The sequence below is a fragment of the Capnocytophaga gingivalis ATCC 33624 genome, assembly GCF_000174755.1.
Lineage (GTDB): Bacteria > Bacteroidota > Bacteroidia > Flavobacteriales > Flavobacteriaceae > Capnocytophaga > Capnocytophaga gingivalis.
Window position 1 is genome coordinate 241,358 of the sequence record NZ_ACLQ01000019.1, and the last position, 25,894, is coordinate 267,251.

Consider the following 25,894-nt stretch of genomic DNA (forward strand, 5'->3'; position numbering starts at 1 on the left):
CTTAAGAAATCATTTTTTGATATACCTTCAACAGATTTTCACAGACCTTCTCGTCTGTGAATTTTTGTACATAGCTGTAGCCTACTTCCCTCATCTGTTGTATACGCTCAGGGGAAGCAAGGAGTTGTTCTATGGCTTGTCGAATCTCCTGTGCGGTATTCTCTGTAGGATTCACATATATACTCCCCTTACCGCCAGCCTCCTCAAAGCAACTTCCCTGAGAGGTAATCACTGGAGTTCTGGAGAAAAGCGCTTCTATGATAGGGATACCAAATCCCTCAAATACAGAAGGGTAGCAGAAGATAGTTGCCTCTTGGTATATCATAGCCAGTTCCTGCATAGAAACTCCAGAAAGCACTCTTATCTGTGATTCCATATTATTCTCCTGACAATAGGTTGCTATTTTTTCATAATAAGCAGTCTTCTTCCCTACCATAACCAACGGTAGGTCTATCCCTTTGAGCGCTTTTACAATCTCCAAAGCATTCTTTCGCTCCTCTATAGCTCCTACATTGAGTACAAATCGGTCAGGAAGTGCATACTTTTCTCGTATTTTAGTTTTCTCTTCCTCTGTATAAGTTTGCTTAAAAGCGGCATGGCATCCCTGATATACCACCGATATTTTATTGGGATCTATATGGAAATAATCCACTATATCCCGCTTAGTCTGTTCACTAATGGCAATAATATGCTGCGATTTCTGGGCAGCATAGCGGAACTTAAGAGTATGTATTTTCCTATCAAAAGCACTATACCATTGGGGAAAACGCAAGAAAATAAGGTCGTGTATGGTAACCACTGTAGGTACCTGCTTGTATATACCTATAGGAATCTCTCCCGAAAGTCCATGATAGATATCAAGGCGCTCCTTCCGAGCAAGAGTTGTGATATGAAAAAGACGCCAAAGACTCTTGAACCGTTTCCAGAAGAAACCCTTAGGAGTAATCTCAGTAGTCTTAGGAGTGAGTTTCACCCCTAAGAATTTCCTTTTCAAAGGATTAAAGAGCACCAATTCTGTATCAGTTCTCTCTTGTAAGATACGGATCAGGTCACGGCTATAGTTTCCCAAGCCACGAAAATTATGAAAAGCCCGCTTAGCATCGAATCCTATTCTCATTTCTTTGTTTTTAAAACCTCTTTCAAGAACTTAGCTGTATAGCTCTTTTTATTCTTGGCCACTTCCTCTGGTGTCCCGATAGCTACTACCTTTCCGCCACCCTTTCCGCCTTCGGGGCCTATATCGATAAGATAATCCATCATCTTGATTACATCCAAGTTGTGCTCTATGATAAGTACAGTATTGCCCTTTTCAGTGAGTTTGCTAAGCACCTCCATCAGAATCTTTATATCCTCAAAGTGCAGTCCTGTCGTAGGCTCGTCCAAAATATAGAAGGTATTGCCTGTATCACGCTTAGAAAGTTCAGTAGCTAGCTTGATACGCTGCGCCTCTCCTCCCGAAAGAGTTGTAGAGGGCTGTCCTAAGGTAATGTATCCCAATCCCACCTCCTGTATGGTCTTGAGCTTTCGGTAGATTTTCGGGATGGGTTCAAAAAAATCTACAGCCTCATCTATAGTCATAGCCAATACATCGGCTATAGATTTTCCTTTGTAGCGAATCTCAAGAGTTTCTCGGTTAAATCGCTTACCATGACAAGTCTCACACTCCACCAACACATCGGGGAGAAAATTCATTTCGATGACCTTCATTCCTCCTCCTTCGCAGGTCTCACAGCGTCCCCCCTTGACATTGAAGCTAAAGCGCCCTGGTTTGTAGCCTCGAATCATTGCCTCAGGGGTATGAGTAAAGAGATCTCGTATCTCGCCAAAAACTCCTGTATAAGTAGCAGGATTCGAGCGCGGAATACGCCCTATAGGAGACTGATCTATATCAATCACCTTATCAATATGTTCCAGTCCAAAAATCTGCTTATAGGGCATGGGCTTCTTGAGCGCATGATAGAAATGTGCGTTGAGAATCGGGTAGAGAGTTTCATTAATCAAGGTAGACTTCCCCGAACCTGATACCCCTGTAACTCCAATCATTATTCCTAAAGGAAACTTTACCGATACATCTTTAAGATTATTCCCTGTACACCCTATGAGTTCTATAAAGTGTCCATTGCCCTTGCGTCGTTGTTTGGGTACCTCTATTTCCCGTTCTCCATTGAGATAAGAGGCTGTCAAGGTATGTGCTTTGAGCATTTCTTTGGGAGTCCCTGCAAAGATTACTTCTCCCCCACCCTTGCCTGCTTTGGGGCCAATATCAATCACATAATCAGCATGGAGCATCATATCGGCATCATGCTCTACCACCACTACAGAATTTCCTATATCTCGAAGTGATTTCAAGGAATTAATCAATCGTTCATTATCACGCTGATGCAATCCTATACTGGGTTCATCCAAGGTGTAGAGTACATTGGTAAGCTTTGAACCGATCTGGGTAGCCAAGCGGATACGTTGTGCTTCTCCCCCTGAGAGGGTCTTAGAACTTCTTCCTAAGGAAAGATAGTCCAAGCCTACATCCAAGAGAAAATGTAAACGTTCATTGATTTCCTTAAGAATCTCATGAGCGATCTTCTCCTGCCTGTCAGAGAGTTTTTCAGGCAAGGTATCGAACCATTGCACAAGCTCCCCTATATCCATAGCCGAAAGCTGAGCTATATTCTTATCAGCTATACGAAAATACAAGGCTTCCTTCCTTAGGCGAGAACCCTCACATTCAGGGCAAGGCTTTTCTTCCATAAAATCCTTCGCCCAGCGCTGCATGGAGGAACTGCTTTCGGAATCTTGGTATTGTTGTTCTATAAAATTGACAATTCCTTCAAAATCAATAGAGAAATCACGGGTTACCCCCATTGTTTCAGACTTTTCAGAGAATTTTTCTTTCCCTCCAAAGAGAATCATATCTATAGCCTCCTTAGGGAGTTTTTCTACAGGATCAGAGAGCTTATGACCGAACTTTCGCAGTATCGTCTCCAATTGTTGGAATATCCAAGTCTTCTTCTCTGCCCCAATAGCTATAATTGCCCCTTGCTTGATGGAGAGTGACATATCAGGAATCAGCTTGCTTAGAGTTACCTCCTGTACTGTCCCCAATCCATTGCAGTGAGGGCACATTCCTTTAGGGGAGTTGAAAGAAAAAGTATTGGGCTCCGGCAGTGGATAGGAAATTCCAGTAGTGGGGCACATTAGGTTACGGCTAAAATAGCGAGGAGTATCCTTTTTTTCAGTAAGAACCATCAGAATGCCGTTGCCATGGCGCATGGCCGTCTGTATACTCTCGCTCAAGCGGCGATGGGTGGTGTCATTATCCTTTATCTCCAAGCGGTCAATGACCACCTCAATATCATGGGTTTTGTAGCGATCGAGCTTCATACCATACTCTATCTCACGGATCTGACCATCTACACGTACTTTGAGAAACCCCTGCTTGGCGATTTGCTCAAAGAGCTCGCGATAATGTCCCTTACGAGACTGTACTACAGGTGCTAAGATATGGATTGTTTTGTCCCGATAATCCTCTAATATCAGCTGTTGTATCTGACCATCGGTATAGCTGACCATCTTCTCGCCTGTGCGATAACTATATGCATCGGATGCACGTGCATAGAGCAAGCGCAGAAAGTCATAGATTTCGGTAATAGTACCGACGGTAGAGCGGGGCGACTTAGAAGTAGTCTTTTGCTCAATAGCTATCACAGGAGAAAGTCCGTCAATCTTATCCACATCGGGACGCTCTAATCCACCTAAGAACTGACGTGCATAAGCAGAAAAAGTCTCAATATAGCGGCGCTGTCCCTCAGCATAGATGGTATCAAAAACCAAAGAAGACTTTCCACTTCCTGATAAGCCTGTAACCACAACCAATTGATATCGAGGTATTTGCACATCTATATCCTTTAAGTTGTGAACTCTGGCTCCTTGTACTATAATATTTTTATCCTTTTTCATTCTATTATAAATAGCGGATTATGTTATGCGAAAAGCTACTTATCTTTGCCCTACATGCCTTATGTACATGCTCCGCTGGGGACAAAGATAAGTAGTTTTGTTATATACACGAAGAAAAACTTCTAACTAAGAAACTTAGGTAGCTCCCAATGATATTTTAGAGAAAGCATACGTACAGCAATCACCACACAAATGGTAATAAAAACGACCCATGAGTGATACTCAGCCATAACCCCATTGAGCAAGAAATACACCGTACCTCCTGCTACACAAGCTGTTGCATAGATTTCTTTTTGGAAAATAGCAGGCATCCTATTGGCCAAGACATCGCGAATCACCCCTCCGAAACTTCCAGTCATAGTTCCCAGAACAATCGCAATGGTAGGTGAAAGGTCAAATCGAAGTGCCTTTTCTAAGCCAATAATGGTGAATACTCCCAACCCAATAGCATCAAAAAGTAATAGCCAGTAGTTCCAGTGTGCGGCAAACTTGTTTTTAAAAAACAAGGTAAAGACGACACTCACACCAATCATAAAGATATACATGAGATTCTTCATCCAGAAGACAGGAATACTTCCAATCATAATATCGCGAAGGGTTCCCCCACCGACTCCTGTGACGAAAGCCAAGATGAACATCCCGAAAATGTCCATACGACGCTCTAATCCGAGCAACACCCCAGAAATCCCAAAAACAAAAGTCCCTATAAGATCCCATAGATAAATAGGGTCAGAGGCAATTAACCTCATTTCCTGGCTTAGGGAAGCAAACCCATCGCTCAGACTTGAAATCACTTCATTCATTGTTATGATTCTATAAAAGATTTTATTGCATTTATCAGGTTAGCACTGGGTTGAAGCGCCTCTATACGCCATACCAGTTCCCCTTTGTGAAAAATCATATAAGTAGGAATCCCATTAATTTTTAGCTTTTGGGTAAGCTCTTTATTCTTATCAATATCGATCTTAATGACACGTACAGCATCGCCTAAAGAATCTGCCACCTGCTGAATAGAATCGGTCGCATCCTTAGCCAAATAATGCCATCCCGCATAAAAGACAATAAGCACAGGCTTATTAGTACTGATTATATCTCCAAATACAGACATGTTGATTATAGTTTTTACATTGAACCTAATATTTATAGGTCATTATTTACATACAAATATTTAAAAATCAGTTATTTATTAAAATTTTTCTGTACTACTATACCTATAAAATACAGCAAATATACAAATAGAATATTCCAAAATAAATGAGAATTATTCCATAACCTATTTATCCCTAAACAATTTTCCCCTACATAGTCATATTGATAGTAAGTAAAAGGGAAGCCTATATGTATATCATAGACTCTTGCTTGCTTTGGAAAAGGAAAAAAAGACAACAAAGAAATACTAGAAAATATCAAGATGGGGAAAACAATATTGTAAGATAATCTCAATATTTGCTTGAGTTTTCCTTTTGTCCTTTTATATAGTGCATACATTCCACAGCTAATTAGCATCGGAAATATAAGATCACATAGTAAAAATAATAAATTATCACTATGAGTATAAATGAAATATTGACAACCATCTCCCATAAAATTATATTGGAAAAAGGGAAATGGAAATCCTATCTGAATATTCCAAAAAGGATTTTTATCTATAAAAAGAAAAAAACTTATAAATGAAATAGTAAGGAACAATAATATTGTTACAAATACTAATTCACTGGCTTTTGATATTTTTCTGACCATAGTTTCATCCTTTACATGATGTCTTAGCACAAACAATAACACCCTTCATACAAAACAATAATCCGTTGCAAATGTATAATTTTTTCTTCAAATAACAAAGAAAAATCTTCTATTTCCCTTCGGAAGAAAGAGCTTCTTTCGTTTTCTTTTTCAGTTCGATAACGGTGATTTCAGGGGGCATACCTACACGACCTGGAAAAGCCAAATAGCCAAAGCCACGATTGACATTGATATACCTATCCTTTTCCTTATAGACCCCTCCCCAATACTTATAGCGCCATCCGGCAGGGCTCCACTTGATCACTCCTGGAATCTCTATTCCAAACTGCATACCATGGGTATGCCCACTTAGGGTCAAATGGATGAAATTAGGATCCTTGAGCACCTCATACTGCCAATGAGTGGGATCATGAGAAAGCAATATTTTGAAATCCTTCTTATCTACTTGGCTTAAGGCTTGCTTTAAATTTCCTTTTTTGATAAATCCCTGTCCCCAGTTTTCCACTCCTACTACTGCTATGCGCTGCTGCCCACGAGAGAGAAACACAGATTCATTATTGAGCAAACAAAAGCCTAACTGCTGATGAATCTGCTTGAGTGTCTCTAAGTTTTTAGCTTTTTCATCTGGGGAATCCCACTGTACATAATCACCATAGTCGTGATTTCCCAATACGGAATAGACCCCATCCTTGGCATGTAGCTGCTTGAAGTGAGCTATCCATGGACGCATCTCTTCAGCTTTGTTATTGACCAAGTCACCTGTGAAAAAAATAACATCTCCCTGTTGAGCATTGATCATATCAATCCCATATTGTACTTTCTCAGCATTGTCAAAGCTTCCTGAATGAATATCTGAGATATGTACCACTCGATAACCATCAAAAGCCTGAGGAAGATCATCAAAATATAAGGTATGCTTTACCACCCTATAGTTATACCTTCCCAAAAGCATCCCATAGATCATCCCCGCAAAAGGAATTGCTGCTACCCCCATCCCTATAAGGCTGACAAAACGTCGGCGTGAGGGGATAACTTTCTCTTTTTTGGTGCGAAAAGGTGCACAAAACAAGCGTACCAAGGTCTCTCCCAAGAAAAATATACTAATAAGCGTAACAAATAGTAACCATGAGAGGAACAATCCAAAGGAAAACTGACGATGTTGATCCCAGACACCAGCAAAGGATTCATTCCAAAAATAAAGGAAATAAAAAAAGAAAAAAGCCGATGCTGTATAATACAAATAAGTAAAAATCTTATACTTTACTGCCTTACGCACACAGAAAGCCCCTAAAAGCACCATCAGTACGTAGAAAATACATAAATAATTAATGAAATGATGCATAATAATTAATGATTAATGACCAATACTTAATGATCAATAACAAATATTGCGATTACTTTCTTCTTTTTCTTTTAGAAGAGAAAGTATTAGAAGCTTCTTTACGCTTGCCACCTTTCTTCTTATCCTCTTTGTGAGAGAATTTTTTGTCCTTGCTCTCTTTTTTTTCCTTTCTATCCCGTCTGTCTTTTCTTCCTTTACCCTCTGAGGAACGTTGTTGAGAGATTTCTATATGAATAGCACGATTGTCCATCTTGAAATCAGCAAAGGTATCCAACACAAGCTGGGTCATCTCCGCTTCGGTATTGAAGAAAGAAAAAGTATCTTTTACATCTACCTTGAAAATATCATTTTTACCCAAACCAATATTTTCTCTAAGGAAATCCTTAAGTAGTTGCCAATTATAACCATCGCGCTCCCCTATATTGATAAAGTAACGTGTTTCCCCTTCTGAAGTATAAGACTTCCCTTCTGGAGATTCTGCATTAAGATCTTTGGACTTACTGTAGTAGGTGTAGAAGCGGTTGAACTCTACTGCTACCATACGCTGAATAAGCTCCTCTCGGTTAAGCCCACTTAATACATCATAAATAGCTGGTAAATACTCATTTACCGCAGGATTTACTTGAGTATCCTTAATCGTATTGGCCAAGTGGTAGAGCTGTATCTCACAGATTTCCATTCCGCTGGGGATAGACTTATACTCAAAAGTCTTCTGGATGATCTTCTCAATGGTCTTGATACGCTTAGCCTCACTCTTGGTTAGTATCACCATGGATACCCCCGACTTGCCTGCACGCCCTGTACGACCACTGCGGTGAGTGTAGGTCTCTATCTCGTCAGGAAGTTGATAATGAATCACATGCGTGATATCATCTACATCTATTCCGCGAGCTGCCACATCAGTTGCCACGAGCATCTGAATTTGCTTGGCGCGAAAACCCTTCATTACCAAATCGCGCTGGTTCTGACTCAGGTCACCATGTAGTGCAGCAGCATTGTAACCGTCCTCTATCAGCTTTTCGGCTACTGCTTGTGTATCACGCTTGGTACGGCAGAACACCACTGAAAAGATAGACGGATTGGCATCGGCCAAACGCTTGAGAGCCTCATAACGCTGACGGCCATTGACGATATAGCACTCGTGGAGTACATTGTTAGAAGCCTGATTCTTATGCCCTATGGTAATCTCCTTAGGATGGTGCATAAACTCTTTGGCTATTTTGGCCACCTCGGCAGGCATCGTAGCAGAGAAGAGCCAAGTATTCTTATCATCAGGTGTTTCGGATAATATAGAGCGGATATCCTCATAGAAGCCCATATTGAGCATTTCATCGGCCTCATCAAGCACACAATAGCTAATCTGCGCAATAGAGGTAAACTCACGGCGCATCATATCCTGCATACGGCCAGGAGTTGCCACGATAATATGCGCCCCTTTCTTAAGGCTACGGGCTTGTTCCTCTATACTTGCCCCCCCATAGATAGCCACAATATGCACCTGTGGCATATACTTAGCATACTGCTTGAGCTCGGAGGCGATCTGCAGACACAATTCACGAGTAGGAGCTAAGATGAGCCCCTGAGTCATACGCTGGGTGGGATCAATCAGTTGAAGAAGTGGAAAACCAAAAGCAGCGGTTTTTCCTGTTCCTGTTTGTGCCAAGGCCACCATATCGGTAGGGGCTTCGAGCAATACAGGGATAGCGGCTTGTTGTACCTCAGACGGACGCTCGAAGCCCAAGTCATCAATGGCTTCGAGTAGGGGTGCGCTTAGCCCCAATGTTTTAAATAAATTCATACTAATAGTAATAGGGTGCAAAGATAGAAATTAATTATCAATTACACCCTAATAATTTGGAAAATATATTTTTGACTTTTGATTCACACAAATAGTGAAAAATTCTTATTCAATGAATAAGATAATTTGTCTCATCAGCTAATTACCTCATTTCCTTAAGATCGGATTCAGCTCCTCATCGTTATACATCTTCATTTGTTTGTATACTTTCATATATTTTCGCCCTGCGGCGATGTCATCCAAGAGTTGGTCAAGGGCAAGAGAGAGGTCTTCTCGCTGTTGTAGAAGCACTCGTAGCTTTTCCTGGCACTTAGCAATATGTTCAGGGGTGGCATCGGTGCGCTCGGTTTCTTGCTGCATATGATAGATTTTTAGGGCTAAGATAGAGAGCCTATCCACTGCCCATGCAGGGCTCTCGGTATTGATCGTTGCTCCTGCTTGAGGGACTACATCCTTATATTTATGAAGGAAATAACTATCTATATACTCTACTGTATCGGTGCGGTCTTGGTTGGAAGCGTCTATTTTTCGCTTGAGTAGGAGCGCTTCTTTGGGATCAATCTCAGGGTCACGAATGATATCTTCATAATGCCACTGTACGGTATCTATCCAATTTTTTCGATATAGAAGATGCTCAATAGTCTTACTATCGTACGGATTCTCAAAGGGTTGATTCACATCATCGGCTATATGATAGCGCAGGATACTCTCCCAAAAAATGTCATAAGCTAATTTACTAAACATATTCCTTGTTTTTTTTGCAAAAATATCGTTATTTTGCGTAATAAAAAAATTTATTTTTGAACAAATGATTATCCATCCTTTTGACCAGAGTCCATCATTGTTTTTAGAGTTTGTCGCCGAACTCAGAAATGTTGAAATACAAAAAGATAGAATGCGTTTTAGGAGAAACTTAGAGCGTATCGGTGAGCTATTGAGCTATGAAATGAGCAAGACCCTCCCCTACCAAACCCAACGGGTTGTAACCCCCTTAGGAGAAAAAGACATTCCCCGTATTAAGGATAAGATTGTGGTTTGTTCTATTCTTCGTGCAGGATTAGCCTTGCACCAGGGGATATTGAATTTCTTCGACAAAGCGGACAATGCCTTTATCTCGGCCTATCGCAAGCACACCTCCCCTTCGGAGTTTGAGATCTTAGTCGAATACTTAGCCTCTCCCTCCCTTCAGGACAACATCCTTATATTGGCCGATCCTATGCTGGCGACAGGACGTTCGTTTGTCAATGTATATAACTCTCTCCAACCACTAGGCACTCCTAAGGAAATACATCTTTTTGCAGTCATTGGCTCCAAACAAGGATTGGAGTACGTCAGCCAACATTTCCCAGAAAATGCCCACTTATGGATCGCTACTATAGATGATCACCTGAATGAAAACAGCTATATCGTCCCAGGCTTAGGCGATGCTGGTGATTTGGCCTTTGGGGAGAAAATGCAGGGATAAGGATATCAAAATAGGAAAAGTTACCCTCTTTTTTGAAGAAGAGAAAATAGATAGTTTATACTATTTCCCTTCTACTGTATAAGAGGGTGTATAGGAACCTGAAATAGAAACTAAAAAGGGAGATATAGTTAAGAATTATAACGATACAAAAACAGAAATGAGCAACTCTTTCCCCTATACTTATACACAACCGAGCTTGGTAGGATAGGAGAATTTTATTCAGTAATAAAAACGAAATATACTAACTTTTTTTTGAGAAAACTGTCTTTTTTCATAGCTCTTATAGCCTTTTTTGGGTGTCAGTTGGTGCTGGCGCAGGACACGCTACGTACCAAAATCATCACAAATGACTCTATAAGGATAAAAAGTGACTCCTTATATAAGAGGATAGAGCGCAAAACACAGAAAAACAAGCTTACTCGTAAGCTCCACGAATGGCTTTTTTCTTCTGTAAAGACAGATTCACCCTCCCCTACTCCTGTTAAGAAGAAAGAAATATCTCCTTGGGGATCTTACCAAGGGAAAATTATCCGCCATATCCATATCACCACTTATGACCCTTTGGGGTTCAATGAGCGGGATAGTACCCAAGAGCCTAACAAGTGGGAAGTATTAGGAAACCGCTTTCATAACAAGACGAAAAACAAAGTAGTAGAGCGCTTATTACTCTTTAGTCCCTATACCCTTTTAGACTCTATCAAGATCAAAGAGTCGGCTCGTGTATTGCGTAATCAGTCTCATATCCGTAGGGTCAGTATAGAGGCTATCCCTACTCATAGTCCAGATTCAGTGGATATAAAAGTAAATGTATTGGATAGCTGGAGCTTCTATGCTGATGCCTCAGGTTCCTTGAGAGAAGGAACCGTACGCGGATTTGAAAGAAACTTTTTAGGATTGGGACATCAGATCTCCACTCGCTATAGCCAAGAGATTCGAGGGAGTGCACGCCCAAGCTTTGGGATAGACTATGCCATTCCCAACCTATATGCTACCACTCTGAATACCGCCGTAGGATATTCGTTTGACTTTGACCGATATTATTACAAATATGCCTCGGTCACCCGCCCATACTACTCCCTCTATACTCGCTGGGCATCCGGAACAAATGTGTATGTACGCACCTTTGAAGATGGAATCCTCAAAAATGACTCTATCTACCGACAAGATTTTAAAGTAGCTGGAAAAAATATCTGGGGAAGTACCTCTGTACCGATTCTCAAAAGGCACACCCCTGCCAACCGAGTAACTAATTTAGTTTTTTCTTTGCGCTATTACCAAATAGACTACCAAAAAGCCCCTGATACATTTCTTGATCCCGATCGTTTTTATTCGGATAAGGATACTTATTTGGCTTCTGTGGGGATCAACTATATAGGATATGAACAAGATAGGTATATCTTTCGTCATCAAGATATAGAAGATATTCCTATAGGAAAAAGTTTTACCCTTATAGGAGGTTTTCAAGAGAATTTAGGACAAAGAAGACCCTACTTAGGGGGACGATTGATGTATGGAGATTATTTTTCCTTAGGATACTTTTCTGGGGATGTACAGATAGGGAGTTTTTTCGGCCATGACACACACAAGCAGAGTACCTTACGGTGGGAATTCACCTACTTCTCCCCCTTATTTCAGATAGGCAGATGGCACTTTAGACAGTTTGGCAAATGGCGTTCTGTGATAGGTCTCTCCCGCAAGGACTATGTAAAAGATCGTGTGACCCTCAATGGCTCCACAGGGATTGTGGGTTTTGATAGTCCCACACTCACTGGAGTACATAAGTCTATCTTTACCCTACAGACACAATCCTATTCGCCCGTTTCTCTCTGGGGATTCCGTATCAGCCCCTTTCTGATGGCCGATATAGGCTTTATAGGCGATGACAATCATTCATTTTGGAAAGACCAAATGCTAACCAAGTTTGGTATAGGGTTCTACATTACCAATGACTATGTCCCTTTGGGAAATTTTCAATTTTCCTTTATCTATATGCCACGTATTCCAGGGGTGGGAAATCACATACAGAAGTTTAGCGGGATAAGCAATACCGATTTCAGGCTTCCTTACTTCAACTATCATACTCCTGAGCTTATCCGCTATGAATAGGAAAAGTGTCTGCAACAGATTGGTTACAGACACTCTTTAGCTCTAAAGAAAACTCTCTATAGTACTAATCCTCATAAAGTGGATTGATATCCTGTTTGGAGAGTTCCTCCACCTTATTTTGTTTGTTAGTTTTAGCACGGGTGACAATTTTGCTGATGACATACTCCTCTTCCTTTTTCTGTCCTTGGAAGATAAGCTTTCCTGCCTTGGCTATATCCCCTATATATTTTTTGATCAAAGCATACATTTCCTTATTGGCTTGTGTATGGTACTTTCTCTCATTCATTAGGGTATTTTGCAAGACATTCAGTGCATCCAGCTGCTTGGTTTGTTCCACTATTTTTTCCAAGAACCCTTCAGGCATATCAGCTATTCTCTCTATATTATCGCTATAGTAAGGGATGGCATCGCGAACAGCCTTGACTACTCCTGCGATATTTCTACCATTGATCTTTGTCACCACCACCTTCAGCAGAGAAGTATCCAAACCAGATCGAGTGGCATAATCCTTAAGGAAAGTGATATTGCGGCGCAACTCATCAGCCTGTTTGTATAGGTTAGCTGTAGTTTCCTTCTGCTTGATCACAATAGCATTGGTTGAATCATTGTTTTTCAGTTGGCTAATTGCCTTTTTGAAGTTCTCTAAATAAGAGGCATTCATAGTCTTATAAGTAGATGAAAAAGAATCCAAGTCCCTTTCAAAACTCACCGCGATAAAATCAGCTATTACCGCATAATCTTCATGCTTAATAGTAGGTGCTTTCATAAATATATTGGTTATAGAAGCTAAGAGATAGTAGCTCACAAATGATTGTGCAAAAGTATATGTTTTTTTCTTATTTCACAAATTTATTTTAATTTTTTTCTTTCTTTTGGGTTTTAGAAAAAATAAAAGGCAAATGAGTACGAGACTCAGTTACCTTTTACATTTTTACTATATAATATAATAGAAGTTACTGCATTTTTTTAGCTTCTATACTTAGGGTGGCGTGTGGTACTGCTTTAAGGCGTTCCTTATCAATAAGTTTGCCCGTTACACGACATACTCCATAGGTTTTATTTTCTATACGGATAAGTGCATTTTTCAGATCACGGATAAACTTTTCCAAACGGGTAGCCTGTGCCATATTGGATTCCTTACTCATCATCTCAGAGCCTTCTTCGAAAGCCTTGAATGTAGGAGAAGTATCATCCACACTATTGTCTGCTCCATTGAGATAAGAATTGCGTAAAAACTCCAAATCCATTTGGGCTTTTTCCAACTTCTGTTCTATAATTGCCTTAAACTCTTGTAGGTCCTTATCCGAATAACGGACTTTTACTTCTTCCATAATATCAATGTTTTATTTACACTTATTTTTCCCTAAGAAATTTATAGAGAAATCCTTTTTTTGAATTGTGCAAAGATACAACATTTTTTTGAATATTTATAGCTTTTTTACAAATAAGTGTATATCTTCCAGTAAAAAAATGACTTAAGTATCTCTTTCTTAGTAAAATAATCACTTTTGTTAAACCTATCATACTTGAGTAAATAAGGAATTACTAAGTTCCTATCTCCATCCAAAAAGTTCGATTTTACCACATTGCTTTACCCCACTGAGTCCTTCAAAGGGATTTTTTGTGTATTATTTGATATGCTTTATATTTTATTGAAAAACAATTAGTTACAATATTAATCTCCTGCTTTCAGGTTTCCTTGCAAATCCATATAGACCCTTTTCCCATTGAGGTATGCCATTATGCTCCCTTTTCCCGAATTGCTAAGAGAAACGAAATCATATATAAATGGAATGACTTCCTTGCCTTGGGTATTGACAAAACCATATTTTCCTTCACGCATTGACTCACAGATACCCTTGAAAAAGTAATCTCTTATCTGATCATATATCACAGGAATAACCTCCTTGCCTTCCTTATTGACATACCCCCATTTGCCATTGCGTTGCACTCTGGCTATGTTGAGTTCTTCTAAGGAAAAGTTTGCTGAAAAATAATCCGCCTGATCATACACAAAAGGAACCACAATCTTATCCTGCTTATCAATATAGCCCCACTTGCCATTGTACTGAACAGGGATGAGGCCGTCTCTAAAATAATTACTCTTAACCGCTTCATACTTACAGGGGACTATTTCCTTTCCTTGGTTATTGATAAAGCCATACTTTCCTCCAAGCATGACCAAGGCAGTTCCTCCATGGAATTGGCTCTTATATGGATGGAAAAGGGCAAATCTCTCATAAATGGGCGGTGTCAAGACCTTTCCTGTTTCGGTTATATATCCCTTTTTTCCCTCCTTAACCACTACATAAATCCCCTCTGTAGGTTGATATATGGAAGCATAATCTAAGGGGATAATCACTTGGTTTTGCCAATTGATCAGCCCCATCTTGTTATTCTTTATCACTCTTATCTGCTCTTGAGGTTTAGGGTAATATTCTTCTGTGTAGATACGGTCATATTCGAAAGGGATAAGTGTTTTTCCCTCTCTGTCAATAAATCCCCACTTACCTCCCTTTTTTGCCTCAGTATAAGGAGTATTGTAACGGAATGATTTTCCTTCTTCATATAGAAAAGGGATAACCTTATTTCCCTTTGCATCCACAAAGCCCCACACTTTGTCAAGCCTCACTAATGCCCTATCGGAAACAAACTCCTCTGCCTGATCATACACAAAAGGAATAACTAATTTCCCTTGAGGGGTGATAGCACCCCACTTATTGTTTTTCTTGACCCAAGCTATCTTATCTGGATAACCAAAAGGCTGTGCTTGCTCGTATTCAAGGGGGATGACCACTTCATTTTTAAAAGTTACATAACCATACTTTTTTGTTTTCCTATCTTGGACAATAAGGAGATCTACAAGCCCACTTCGCTTAATAGAGTCATATTTTTTTTGCCAATGCTCAGCGAAACTGCTCACTCTTTTCCCATAGAAATCCACCCCCGAGGAGAGTATCATTGGACTTTCTAATAGGTGTTTATAGGAAATAGTATCTTGCGCCATAAGCACGTAGACTAAGAAAAATGATATCCATAAAAAAACTGTTTTCATAAGATTTGAGCTATAATGAAACTAAGACAATTTATCTCTCTTCTCCTACCTCAACTAACAGCCAAATTAGCTGCAATCCCAATTGTATAGGACATCATCAAACTTACAATGGGCTAAATCTTCTCTATTGATAAAGAAGTTCGCGACCCCTGCATCCCCAAACATTACTGAATACTGTTCGTTCCACTCAGATTCTATTTGCAATAATAGTGTATCATGAAAGTCATCATCTTCTCTTGGATCATATTGGGCAAAATCAGGATAACCTCCTATTTTATGTCCCGCTCCATTAGACAGATATTTGTAAAACACTTTTAGGACTTCCTCTGGTAGCCCCCATAATCCTGGAAATTCTTCCGAAAAAGCAGCTTCCCATATCTTCTGCATCTCATCGTCAAAATGTATATCTGTATAAGAAATTCCTTCTACTGACTTTTCAAAGCCCAATGTTAGGCTTTGGTTAGGATTAAAAGGAAGCTCAAGGGAATTTTCCTGTGTGAAAATATTATTTGTTTTTCTTTTTGAGGCACTTATCTTTGTATAAAGCTCTTTAATATATTCTACAGGAAGACTTTCTTGTATCTTTGGAAAATAGCATATTCTCTTGGTATCATTCTGGCAACGATTCTCAAAATTAGCACCATAGTACTCATCGCTGGCTATCCAAAATTGCAACAATCCCTTCTTAGGATATAGGCTATTTTCAGGCAATTGGTCACAATTGATTTGTGCTAACATAAAGAGCGGTTCACCTTGAGAGGTTGTAGGCAATGTCCCTTCTTTGGGTATATAGGGCAATCCTCCCAACTTACTATCTGTAAGAACCAAATTTTCATCTATTGAAAGGCTAATGCGAATTACCTCACGTGCTGTTTCTGCATTGAGAGAATCCACCAATTGTTTGATTTGTTCTTCCGTAAATATCATAACACAATCTATTTATAAAATTTTGAGAAATCATTTTCGTGAGATTACGAGATGGATCATATACACGGATAATCCATCTTTCGTAATTTCTTTCAAATATTTAGATCTCAACCTTTTATGTAATCCTTCAATACTAATAATTTTCTCTTCTTTAACCTGTTGATGAGATTCTCTATACATTGTAATTCTTTTCTGAAAAATCTATTTTTTCATCTACTATTCACATACCGAGCAATGAATACTTATTGCTTCATCTGTTACCTGAACTACGCTTTCTGAATGCCAATCTTAGTCACGATATCATCAAAAGCGACTTCTTCTCCTTGGAGGTTGTCTGCAAAAAGGATCTCATTGGCTAGGGTTTCTGCTTTGATATAGACTTCATTGGCACGTACTGCCTTTTCAAGTGTATCTTGCTTTTGTAGGAAGATTTGTATCCTATCAGTTACTTCAAGGCCTGTATCTTTGCGAAGGTTCTGGATACGATTTACCAGTTCACGAGCGATACCTTCTGCGCGTAACTCATCTGTAATAGTAGCATCCAAAGCCACTACCAAACCTGTAGAGGAGCTAGCCACAAGCCAGCCTTCTATATCCTGAGAGGTGATTTCCACATCATCAAGGGTCAGTGTTAGGACTTTTCCATCAAGAGTGATTTCTTTAGTGCCTTGGCGCTCAAGAGCTTGTATATCTTGCTGGGTAAAGTCATTGATTACCACCGCTATATCCTTCATTTGTTTGCCATACTTAGGTCCCAGAGTGCGGAAATTCGGTTTGATTTGTTTTACCAAAATACCAGAGGCATCATCGATAAACTCAATCTCTTTTACATTCACCTCGTGCTTGATGAGATTAGCCACCGCCAATATCTCAGTTCTTTCGGCTTGACTAAGGGTAGGAATGAGTATCTTCTGCAAAGGCTGACGCACCTTGATCATCTCCCTCTTGCGGAGGGAAAGTACCAAGGAGGAGATATTCTGTGCTTTCTCCATCTTGCTTTCCAGCTGTTTATCAATGTATTCTGACTTGCTCTGAGGGAAATCCGTAAGGTGTACAGATTCTGCTTTATCCTTTCCTGTAGCCCCATTGAGGTCACGATAGAGCTTATCCATAAAGAAAGGTGCTACTGGAGCAGAGAGCTTAGCCACCACTTCCAAACAGGTATAGAGGGTTTGGTAAGCGGATATTTTATCCTCTTCGTATTCTCCCTTCCAGAAACGACGACGGCAGAGACGTACATACCAGTTACTTAGGTTCTCTTGTACAAAATCCGAGATGAGTCGGGTAGCTCGAGTAGGTTCATAATCCAAGAAAGCTTCTTTTACCTTGGCAATAAGCGTATGTAACTCGGAGAGAATCCATCGGTCTATTTCTGGACGTTTCTGCAAAGGCACTTCCGCCTCAGCATAGGTAAAGCCATCCAAATTGGCATATAGAGCAAAGAAAGAATAGGTATTATAAAGTGTTCCAAAAAACTTACGGCGTACTTCCTCAATTCCCTCTACGTCAAACTTAAGATTATCCCAAGGATTGGCATTGGAAATCATATACCAGCGAGTAGCATCTGCACCATATTTTTCCAAAGTTTCAAAAGGATCTACGGCATTGCCCAAGCGCTTGGACATCTTTTGACCATTTTTGTCCAATACCAAACCATTGGACATCACATTTTTATAAGCTACAGAGTCAAATACTGAAGTAGCAATAGCGTGAAGTGTATAGAACCAACCACGGGTCTGGTCAACCCCCTCGGCGATAAAATCAGCAGGGAAAGCCTTGCCCTTATCGATAAGGTCTTTGTTTTCGAAAGGATAATGTACCTGTGCATAAGGCATAGAACCGGAGTCGAACCATACGTCTATCAGGTCACTTTCACGCTTCATAGGCTTTCCTGAATCCGAAACTAAAACAATAGTATCTACAATATTCTTATGTAGGTCTATTAGATCGTAGTTAGCCTCAGACATATCCCCTACTTTGAAATCCTTAAATGGATTTTCCTGCATGAGACCTGCCGCTACCGACTTGTTAATTTCAGTGATGAGCTCCTCAACCGAACCAATGATTTTCTCCTCCTTAGTATCCTCGGTACGCCAGATAGGTAGTGGGATTCCCCAGTAGCGAGAACGAGAGAGATTCCAGTCGTTGATATTCTCCAACCAATTGGCAAAACGTCCTTCACCGGTGGCCTTAGGTTTCCAGTTAATCTGCTGATTGAGTGCCACCAAGCGATCTCTTACCGCAGTCATCTTCACAAACCAAGAGTCCAAAGGATAGTAGAGCACGGGGGCATCGGTACGCCAGCAATGAGGATAGCTGTGGACATATTTTTCCACCTTGAATGCCTTATTTTCGGTCTTGAGCAGAATAGCCAATTCCACATCCCAAGACTTCTCAGGAGCTTCTCCGCTCTTGTAATATTCGTTCTTGACATATTTTCCTGCAAAAAGCTCAGGTACTTTGTCTCCTTTGAGAAAGCGCCCTTGCAAGTCCACTAAGGGAACCAAGTTGTCATTCTCATCATGAACCAACATAGGAGGGATTCCATTTTCCTTCCCTACACGAGCATCATCCGCCCCGAAAGTAGGAGCTATATGTACGATACCAGTACCATCCTCAGTAGTTACAAAGTCACCTGCAATCACTCTAAAGGCTTTTTCTGGATTTTCAGCAGGAAGAAACCAAGGAATCAACTGCTCATAGGTAGTACCGACAAGGTCAGTACCCTTACATTCGGCTACGATCTGGTAAGGTACCTTCTTGCGATTTTCATCATTGGCATAAGCCACAAAATCAGCCTCCTCTGAAGTTTGAAAGAATTTTCCAGCAAACTGTTTGGACACCAATGCTTTTGCCAATATCACTTGTATAGGTTCGAATGTATATTGGTTAAAAGTTTTCACCAATACATAATCAATATTTTTACCTACTGCTAAGGCTGTATTGGAAGGCAAAGTCCAAGGAGTGGTCGTCCAAGCTAAGATATATAGAGTCCCTTCAGGATTTCCGAGTTCCTTTGTTGCTTGAGGGGCAAAATTCTTTACCCTGAACTGGGCTACGATTGTTGTATCGCTCACATCGCGGTAGCAGCCTGGTTGGTTTAGCTCATGAGAGGAAAGCCCAGTCCCCGCCTTTGGTGAATACGGTTGAATAGTATATCCTTTGTAGAGCAAACCTTTGTTATACAATTGTTTAAGAAGCCACCATACCGTCTCCATATATTTGGGCTTATAGGTGATATAAGGATCGTTCAAGTCCACCCAATAACCGATTTGCTCGGTAAGGTTGTTCCAGATGTCGGTATAGCGCATCACCGCCTCCTTACAAGCTTTGTTATAGTCAGCCACAGAGATTTTCTTACCAATATCATCCTTGGTAATGCCTAATTCCTTTTCCACCCCCAATTCCACAGGAAGACCATGAGTATCCCAACCTGCCTTGCGGAATACCTGTGCTCCCAACTGGGTATGGAAGCGGCAGAAAATATCCTTGAGGGCACGAGCCATCACATGGTGGATACCAGGCAGCCCATTGGCAGAAGGAGGTCCCTCATAGAAAATAAAAGGTTCCTTGCCATTACGGAAATCTATACTCTTTTGGAAGATATCATTGTCTTTCCAAAATTGCAATATCTCTTGGGCTATCTTGGTTAGTTCTAAGGCTTTGTACTCTGTAAATTTCATTTTTCTAATTATTAAATTGTCAATTGTTACATACTGTGGATTTCACAGCTAATTTTAAGGAAGCAAATTTACAACTTTTTCTCAATAAATCAAGTATTATTTTTAATTTTTAATATCGTGCCAATTCCACCCTCAAGTGAAATTTTTTAGCTTGCAAATATTCCAAATAGAAACAGAATACAAATTCTAATGTGAATCAAGGGACAAAAATTTTTGTGTAACCTAATTCGTTAAGAGGCTATCCGAAAAGTCTTATTCATGAAGAGCGATTTGTAAATCGCCCCTACAACAAGAACTAAAAAACTGATTTTCAATAAAATTAAAAAATATTCGATTTAAACTTTGAAAAATAATGTTTTGGAGTTTTCGGACAGCCTCTTAGAAAGTTAGTAAAAAGCATCTCATTGGATTTGGATATTTTTTTTGTAGGTGTATCACGAATTGTCACTCTACTGTCTTTACCTTTGCCGCATAATTTTTAATATCAGAAACATGAACCAACAACCTACCATGCGAGCATTGCTCCAAAGAGAAATCACTGAACAAGAGTGCTACATCAAGAAAACGCTAACAAAACTCGGTGTTCCTTTCAAAAAGTCTCTGCACTTTAGGGTGAACAAAGCGTACACCTCTTTCTCAGTAAAACTAAAAAAACAGTTCTCTTCTAAAGAGTTATTGAAAGTACAACAAGCTTTCCCTGAGGAAATAGTAGTGCTTTCCGATAGCTTTATGGAACAGATAACCAAGGGAAAATTTGTCGAAATTCGTATCCCTAACCAGACCAGCCATTTTTTCCACTTATGGGAGTTGCTCTCTTCCAGACAATTCACTCACTATAAAGGAGTGCTCCCTATTGCCTTAGGGTTAGACGATAAAGATTTGTATATCATAGACTTAGCTACCACTAAGCATATCGCTATAGAAAGCGATGAGCCTTCTTACCTCTATAAGATACAACAGCTCTTTCTACATTCGTTACTGACCTTACGTCCCTTCCAAAAAAGAACAAGGATTGCTTGGATAGATGAGCGCAAACAGCATCCTGAGTTGCTATCCCGTATTGAGCCCTTTATGCTTACAGAAGCTACCCAAGTAGAAGAAATACTTACCTTGGTAGTGAAAGAATATGAAAAACGTAAAGCAGAAGGTTCTTTTGAAAACCATTGGGTAGTCTTTGTCAATGATGCCTATGCCACTTATCACAAGTACAAGGAAAAGTTCAATTCCTTAGAAGGATGTGAGGCACAAGGTATCCACCTAATAGGTAGCTCGGAGTGTTTGGATAAAGATACCATGACAGTAAAGGAGGTCATGGAGTACAATTCCTTATTCAATAGTTCTCTATGGTTTGACAGCAAACAATATATGCACCATGATCGCACCCTCATTCAGTTGCCATTCTTTACCGAAGAAATGAAATTCTCCCATGAAACTACCCTATTTATACAGATAGCAGAACTTTTAAAAAACAGAGAAAAGAATGCCTTTGAACCTATAGACTTTCTACAAGTACAAAGAATTCTTTCTTCCTCCATGTATGCATACTCTTTGCGTAGTAGTGATGAACGTATAAAGTTCCCCTTAAAAGATATTTATACAATACTTCCCCTTCGTATGAGAAAGTTTTTTGATGAGATATTTGTTCGCTTGAGTCAAAACATCACCTACTTCGTAGGGAATAGCCCTAAAAAACTAACAGAACTAACAGAACTTCGTATAGATCCTGAAAGTAGACAAGTATATATCAACGGCGAAGCAGCCTATACCCCTACTCTAAAAGGTGATTTAATTCCCTTTGTAGCCAATTCACAATTTGAGCTCGAGCTACACGCTTCACCACAATCAGTTATGTTTTTAGATCATTTAGACAAGGCTACCTATCCTCAGCTATGGCTTGTTAGTGAAGGATTACAAAGAGGTGAGACTTGCAAAAAGATAGCTCCACAGTTAATCCCTATAGCCCTACTCTCGGAAATAGAGGACATCCTCTCAAAAGTGGAGTTCCAGTTGGTGAACAAAAATGAGTTTAAGAATTAAAAAAATTAAGCTGTAATTTACTCAATCTTAATATATTAATAATTTTATATGTTTAATTATAAAAAATAATAAAAATTTATTTGTATATATAGAAATATTTTCGTAATTTTGTCGAACTAATAATTTTTTTTACAATGAATAAAATTTTCTTCAAAAAGAAAGAATTTATTGAATTCTTGCCAAAGAATGGCGTTAAGAGCATTGATAGTTATATAAACTATGTAGAGAATGCTGATAAATATTTCAGAAATCGTCTATTTGAAATCATAGAGAACATCTACAATGCAAAAAGTTTGGATGCTCTTGATGAATTAAGAGAAATAGGAGAAGAGCTTTTTGAAATTATTGAAAGTGCTTCTAAAACTCATTATCGTGCAGGATTCATAAAATATCTTGATTTTATCGAAAAAGAGATTGCTCTTTCAGAAAAAATAACACACATCTCTATTCCTTTTGGAAATATTGAAGAAATTAATCCTAAAGTTGAGGTAGATAACACTGATGGTTCTATTTATTATGATTATAAAAAAGTTAGACATACCTTATATAACCGTTTGACTACACAAAGTAGGTATAATAATAATGGTAAGATAATATTTCCTATCCGTTTTATCCGACTAGTTTTCGGTAGAAAAGGAAAAGATGAAGTTTTTAGAAATATTATAAAAAAACAAATAGATGATATTATCTATTTTGTAGATAGTATTCCTAAAAAAATAAAAGATGTAAAAGAACTAAAAATTTTAAAGAATGGCTCTGTGTTTATTAACCAAGAAAAAGTTAATACTAAGACTGATCTTGGAGAGTTAGTAGAACTTAAGGTTGATAGAAAAGACAATTTAAGAGAGATCGTTATAGATCATATACAACCTATAAGTTCTATATTAGAAAGTTTAGACAAAGAAGAATATCCTCAATTCACTCTTATAACTGATGAATTTAGAAAACGTGCTAATGGCAATCTAAGTGATGACCAAATAAGCCTCCTTTCATCTTTAATAGCTAATGATGATAACTTTATCAACAAGATAGACTTTAAAGAATTTGAAAAAGAATTTGAAAAAATAAATGCTAAGGTTGAATTACAGTTAATGCATAGTAGCTATAATAGTAAAAAAGGAGCTAAATAGTTGTAGTATAGTACTTTAATTATTTCATTTATAAAATCCTGATTATCAATATTACACCTCTATCATCCTCCAACCATGATAGAGGTGTATTTTATTTCCTTTATCACTTTGCACTTTTCACTTTCTTGTTTCTTTTGATTGCTTCTTTCCAGTAATTGAGAAACTCCTCGCGTAGGTGTTCGGGTTCTATGATGGTTAATGACCAACTGCGCCTCATCAGCTCCATGATAAGGTCAAGAGTAGGCTTGACATATAGCTCAAAGGTAATGTGCTTAGGGGTTTGCCGAATTACCTTTTGGGAGGAATGTATAGGGGAAGCTATCAGGTAATTGCCATCGCGATGGTCGAACTCAAGGACAAGTCGCTCCGCTTGTGCGTCGGTGAACATACCAAAAGCATCACGGTAAGGAGTCTCAAAATCAAGCTCTTCATTCTTCCGGAAAGGTTTCCCTTCGTCCAAAGAACGAAAGCGCTCTAAAGCAAAGGACTTAAACGGCACTTCGGGATGGGCTACATCTACCGCCAAGAGGTACCATTTGTAATCCTTGTGCTTGAGCCTATAAGGCTGTATTGTATAGGATTTGACCTTATCTATACGATAATCATAGTAGGAAATTTGCAATTCGCAAGAGGTTTCTATAGCACGCATACATTCTAGCAAATATTCTACACCTGTACTCAGGCGTGTCTCTGTAATAACATAGCTGGGCAATAGAGCTTCTTTGTTCTGAGCGGTAAGGAACATATAATTGGTAATCAGGTCGTCCACCATAGGATTATCCTTGTTTTTTCCTTCCTCATTGTAATAATATCCTTTTTCTTTAGAATCATACTCCAATCCACAATTTTTGTCTAAAAGTGCTTTTTTGTCTCGCTCAAACTTCTGTCTGTCATACTCTCCTCCTATGTAGGAAGACATCTTGCGTGCTATTTCTATAAAATTAGGATATTCTCCTTTTCGGTTGCGGTTTTGCACATAGCGCAATAGTATAAACTGACGTACAATTTTTTCCATGGTAAATTATTTTTCATTTTTCCTTCTTCACTCCCCTATTCCTTTTATCTTTCCGCCGAGTAGTGCCATGGAGGTCAGTACAGCCCCTATGGTTACTCCTACCAAGCCATGCATATTGACCGATTGTCCTGTCACATATAGGTTGGGAATATGTGTCTGTGGCATAATATGGTTTTGTCTTGTTCTGAGGATATTCTTCTCATAGCCATAGATAGCCCCTGTGGGGTTGCCTATATAATCGCGATAGGTCAGCGGAGTAGCGGTATATTGCGCTACTATACACCCCTTGAGCTGTGGAAAACGCTGATATACTACTTCCAAAAGTTGTTGGGCTTTTCGAGCCTTGAAGGCCTCATAGTCCACACCCCTACCCTGTGGTGCTGTGAGAGTATGGGTTGTGCTTTCCCATTGACTGAGCTCTTGAGCATTCATATAGGTTAGGATCGTCATATTATCAGCATACCCCCCCCCGTCCTTAGGTGGGTTCATGGAGAGCATATAGGTAGTGGGGAAAGTATCTGTTGTGTAATGGGTTGCCTGCCATACCTGAGAAGAATCTCTATGCCAATAGATATTATAGGGCAAGTAAGGAAAAGACTGCTTCTTGAGTACCAAGTGCAGCGAGAAGACCCCAGCAACGGGTATCAATGCGTCTATCCGCTTGTAGTAGGCAGGTCTGAAATGGGTTCTCCCCGCTATGGATAGCAGCTGCTTTATATCTATATCCGAGACAAAGTCTGTGGCTATGTATTTCTCCTGCTGAGAGGTAATCACCGAATAGATTTTCCCCTCTCTGTACTCAAAAGCAAGTGCCTTATTCTCAGCAAATAGTTCCACTCCTAAAGCGCGTAATTCCCTAAGCAGTAAGGAAGTAATCTGAGATCCTCCTTGGCGAAAACGCCAGGCACTCTCTATGTAAGAATTGACCGAAAGGGCATGTACATACAGGGGCGTGTGCTCCCCTACGCCCCCATATAGAAAATTACTCCCTAAGAGTACCGCCTGCAGGCGCTCATTGGCAGTAAGGCTTTTGATATATTCCGTAAGAGACTGCTCCAGCCAAGACTGATCGTAGCTCCCCTCCAAGCGGAAACGATATAGGGGGAAGGCATCACAGACCTCTTTTATTTTAGTTATATATTGTTCCAAGGCCTCATGCTCTTGGGGAAAATAGGGTAATAATGCCCTTACAAAAGAAGTATATCCCTGTGCATGAGGATAAGCTATCTCCTCCTGACCAAAACAAATATAATCAAACCCCTCCTGTGGCATGCGCTCTAAATCCAAATAAGGGAGGATACCTGCATAAGAAAAATAATTATAGAGGGGCTGCCCCTTATCAAGGCTACCCACATAGTGAACTCCCGTATCAAATAGGATTCCCTGACGCAAGAAAGTCTGCAAGTTGCCCCCAAACTGTTTGTTCTGTTCAAGTACAGCTACTTTTTTACCTTCTTTGGCTAAGATAAGTGCGGTCATCAGTCCCCCAAGACCACTTCCTATGATTATTGTATCATATTTCGAACGCATGGAAAGTTCCTTTATTGAAGGGACAAATATAGATATTTTTTACGAAATTAGAAAATTAATATTTCTAACTTCTTTTCTCGAATATTATTGTATATTTGCACTTGAATAGTTT

General features: G+C 39.5%; 18 protein-coding genes. 4 read left to right on the forward strand and 14 right to left on the reverse strand.

Annotated features, from left to right (window positions below; genetic code table 11):
* Position 1: 1 nt before the first annotated feature.
* The 7 genes from CAPGI0001_RS07380 to CAPGI0001_RS07415 form a co-directional block, all read right to left on the reverse strand.
* Positions 2 to 1,117 (reverse strand): glycosyltransferase family 4 protein, encoded by a 1,116-nt coding sequence (locus CAPGI0001_RS07380; RefSeq protein ID WP_002668430.1) that lies wholly within the window; start codon positions 1,115 to 1,117, stop codon positions 2 to 4.
* Positions 1,114 to 3,954, reverse strand: a complete 2,841-nt coding sequence (uvrA, locus tag CAPGI0001_RS07385) for an excinuclease ABC subunit UvrA (protein ID WP_002668510.1) — start codon at positions 3,952 to 3,954, stop codon at positions 1,114 to 1,116. Before uvrA ends, CAPGI0001_RS07380 begins: the two co-directional genes overlap by 4 nt.
* A gap of 122 nt (positions 3,955 to 4,076) precedes the next feature.
* On the reverse strand, positions 4,077 to 4,703 hold the full coding sequence (locus tag CAPGI0001_RS07390) for a trimeric intracellular cation channel family protein (protein ID WP_040359914.1): 627 nt from the start codon (positions 4,701 to 4,703) through the stop codon (positions 4,077 to 4,079).
* Positions 4,704 to 4,759: 56 nt separating this feature from the next.
* Complete coding sequence (locus CAPGI0001_RS07395; RefSeq protein ID WP_002667960.1) at positions 4,760 to 5,062, reverse strand: thioredoxin family protein; 303 nt, start codon at positions 5,060 to 5,062, stop codon at positions 4,760 to 4,762.
* A gap of 741 nt (positions 5,063 to 5,803) precedes the next feature.
* The gene (locus CAPGI0001_RS07405) at positions 5,804 to 7,036 is read right to left on the reverse strand and encodes a metallophosphoesterase (RefSeq protein WP_040359919.1); all 1,233 of its coding nucleotides are present in this window, start codon (positions 7,034 to 7,036) and stop codon (positions 5,804 to 5,806) included.
* A 52-nt stretch (positions 7,037 to 7,088) separates the two neighbouring features.
* A complete protein-coding gene (locus CAPGI0001_RS07410) occupies positions 7,089 to 8,834 on the reverse strand; it encodes a DEAD/DEAH box helicase (protein ID WP_040359922.1) in 1,746 nt (581 codons plus the stop codon).
* A 147-nt stretch (positions 8,835 to 8,981) separates the two neighbouring features.
* On the reverse strand, positions 8,982 to 9,578 hold the full coding sequence (locus tag CAPGI0001_RS07415; protein ID WP_002668444.1) for a DUF4254 domain-containing protein: 597 nt from the start codon (positions 9,576 to 9,578) through the stop codon (positions 8,982 to 8,984).
* 64 nt (positions 9,579 to 9,642) lie between these two features.
* Between CAPGI0001_RS07415 and upp the strand changes: the two genes are divergently transcribed.
* On the forward strand, positions 9,643 to 10,299 hold the full coding sequence (gene upp / locus CAPGI0001_RS07420; protein ID WP_002667982.1) for a uracil phosphoribosyltransferase: 657 nt from the start codon (positions 9,643 to 9,645) through the stop codon (positions 10,297 to 10,299).
* A gap of 252 nt (positions 10,300 to 10,551) precedes the next feature.
* Positions 10,552 to 12,405: a BamA/TamA family outer membrane protein gene (locus tag CAPGI0001_RS07425; protein WP_002668119.1), complete on the forward strand. Its 1,854-nt coding sequence runs from the start codon at positions 10,552 to 10,554 to the stop codon at positions 12,403 to 12,405.
* 64 nt (positions 12,406 to 12,469) lie between these two features.
* On the opposite strand, the gene CAPGI0001_RS07430 is transcribed toward CAPGI0001_RS07425, so the two are convergent.
* The 5 genes from CAPGI0001_RS07430 to ileS form a co-directional block, all read right to left on the reverse strand.
* Positions 12,470 to 13,171, reverse strand: a complete 702-nt coding sequence (locus CAPGI0001_RS07430; protein ID WP_002668094.1) for a hypothetical protein — start codon at positions 13,169 to 13,171, stop codon at positions 12,470 to 12,472.
* A gap of 187 nt (positions 13,172 to 13,358) precedes the next feature.
* On the reverse strand, positions 13,359 to 13,736 hold the full coding sequence (locus tag CAPGI0001_RS07435) for a TraR/DksA family transcriptional regulator (protein WP_002668060.1): 378 nt from the start codon (positions 13,734 to 13,736) through the stop codon (positions 13,359 to 13,361).
* Positions 13,737 to 14,080: 344 nt separating this feature from the next.
* Entirely contained in the window at positions 14,081 to 15,460 is a 1,380-nt protein-coding gene (locus CAPGI0001_RS07440) for a WG repeat-containing protein (RefSeq protein ID WP_155813453.1), read from the reverse strand.
* Positions 15,461 to 15,526: 66 nt separating this feature from the next.
* Positions 15,527 to 16,387 (reverse strand): YwqG family protein, encoded by an 861-nt coding sequence (locus tag CAPGI0001_RS07445; RefSeq protein WP_002668578.1) that lies wholly within the window; start codon positions 16,385 to 16,387, stop codon positions 15,527 to 15,529.
* Positions 16,388 to 16,653: 266 nt separating this feature from the next.
* Positions 16,654 to 20,070, reverse strand: coding sequence for an isoleucine--tRNA ligase (ileS, locus tag CAPGI0001_RS07450; RefSeq protein WP_002668013.1), 3,417 nt, complete (start codon positions 20,068 to 20,070; stop codon positions 16,654 to 16,656).
* Between the two features lie 492 nt (positions 20,071 to 20,562).
* On the opposite strand from ileS, the gene CAPGI0001_RS07455 reads away from it, so the two are divergent.
* Both CAPGI0001_RS07455 and CAPGI0001_RS07460 read left to right on the forward strand, forming a co-directional pair.
* Positions 20,563 to 22,107 (forward strand): hypothetical protein, encoded by a 1,545-nt coding sequence (locus CAPGI0001_RS07455; RefSeq protein ID WP_040359986.1) that lies wholly within the window; start codon positions 20,563 to 20,565, stop codon positions 22,105 to 22,107.
* Positions 22,108 to 22,241: 134 nt separating this feature from the next.
* Positions 22,242 to 23,237, forward strand: coding sequence for a hypothetical protein (locus CAPGI0001_RS07460; RefSeq protein ID WP_002668360.1), 996 nt, complete (start codon positions 22,242 to 22,244; stop codon positions 23,235 to 23,237).
* A 103-nt stretch (positions 23,238 to 23,340) separates the two neighbouring features.
* Here the strand turns inward: CAPGI0001_RS07460 and CAPGI0001_RS07465 are convergent, their stop codons facing one another.
* Together CAPGI0001_RS07465 and CAPGI0001_RS07470 are read right to left on the reverse strand one after the other, a co-directional pair.
* The gene (locus tag CAPGI0001_RS07465) at positions 23,341 to 24,252 is read right to left on the reverse strand and encodes a helix-turn-helix transcriptional regulator (protein ID WP_002668213.1); all 912 of its coding nucleotides are present in this window, start codon (positions 24,250 to 24,252) and stop codon (positions 23,341 to 23,343) included.
* A 27-nt stretch (positions 24,253 to 24,279) separates the two neighbouring features.
* Entirely contained in the window at positions 24,280 to 25,782 is a 1,503-nt protein-coding gene (locus CAPGI0001_RS07470) for a phytoene desaturase family protein (protein ID WP_002668582.1), read from the reverse strand.
* Positions 25,783 to 25,894 lie beyond the last annotated feature (112 nt).

Excerpts from the sequence above, each read along its gene's own strand:
- CAPGI0001_RS07380 (WP_002668430.1), bottom strand. The coding sequence starts at position 1,117 with ATGAGAATAGGATTCGATGCTAAGCGGGCTTTTCATAATTTTCGTGGC.
- uvrA (WP_002668510.1), bottom strand. The coding sequence starts at position 3,954 with ATGAAAAAGGATAAAAATATTATAGTACAAGGAGCCAGAGTTCACAAC.
- CAPGI0001_RS07390 (WP_040359914.1), bottom strand. The coding sequence starts at position 4,703 with ATGAGGTTAATTGCCTCTGACCCTATTTATCTATGGGATCTTATAGGG.
- CAPGI0001_RS07395 (WP_002667960.1), bottom strand. The coding sequence starts at position 5,062 with ATGTCTGTATTTGGAGATATAATCAGTACTAATAAGCCTGTGCTTATT.
- CAPGI0001_RS07405 (WP_040359919.1), bottom strand. The coding sequence starts at position 7,036 with ATGCATCATTTCATTAATTATTTATGTATTTTCTACGTACTGATGGTG.
- CAPGI0001_RS07410 (WP_040359922.1), bottom strand. The coding sequence starts at position 8,834 with ATGAATTTATTTAAAACATTGGGGCTAAGCGCACCCCTACTCGAAGCC.
- CAPGI0001_RS07415 (WP_002668444.1), bottom strand. The coding sequence starts at position 9,578 with ATGTTTAGTAAATTAGCTTATGACATTTTTTGGGAGAGTATCCTGCGC.
- upp (WP_002667982.1), top strand. The coding sequence starts at position 9,643 with ATGATTATCCATCCTTTTGACCAGAGTCCATCATTGTTTTTAGAGTTT.
- CAPGI0001_RS07430 (WP_002668094.1), bottom strand. The coding sequence starts at position 13,171 with ATGAAAGCACCTACTATTAAGCATGAAGATTATGCGGTAATAGCTGAT.
- CAPGI0001_RS07435 (WP_002668060.1), bottom strand. The coding sequence starts at position 13,736 with ATGGAAGAAGTAAAAGTCCGTTATTCGGATAAGGACCTACAAGAGTTT.
- CAPGI0001_RS07440 (WP_155813453.1), bottom strand. The coding sequence starts at position 15,460 with ATGAAAACAGTTTTTTTATGGATATCATTTTTCTTAGTCTACGTGCTT.
- CAPGI0001_RS07445 (WP_002668578.1), bottom strand. The coding sequence starts at position 16,387 with ATGATATTTACGGAAGAACAAATCAAACAATTGGTGGATTCTCTCAAT.
- ileS (WP_002668013.1), bottom strand. The coding sequence starts at position 20,070 with ATGAAATTTACAGAGTACAAAGCCTTAGAACTAACCAAGATAGCCCAA.
- CAPGI0001_RS07455 (WP_040359986.1), top strand. The coding sequence starts at position 20,563 with ATGAACCAACAACCTACCATGCGAGCATTGCTCCAAAGAGAAATCACT.
- CAPGI0001_RS07460 (WP_002668360.1), top strand. The coding sequence starts at position 22,242 with ATGAATAAAATTTTCTTCAAAAAGAAAGAATTTATTGAATTCTTGCCA.
- CAPGI0001_RS07465 (WP_002668213.1), bottom strand. The coding sequence starts at position 24,252 with ATGGAAAAAATTGTACGTCAGTTTATACTATTGCGCTATGTGCAAAAC.
- CAPGI0001_RS07470 (WP_002668582.1), bottom strand. The coding sequence starts at position 25,782 with ATGCGTTCGAAATATGATACAATAATCATAGGAAGTGGTCTTGGGGGA.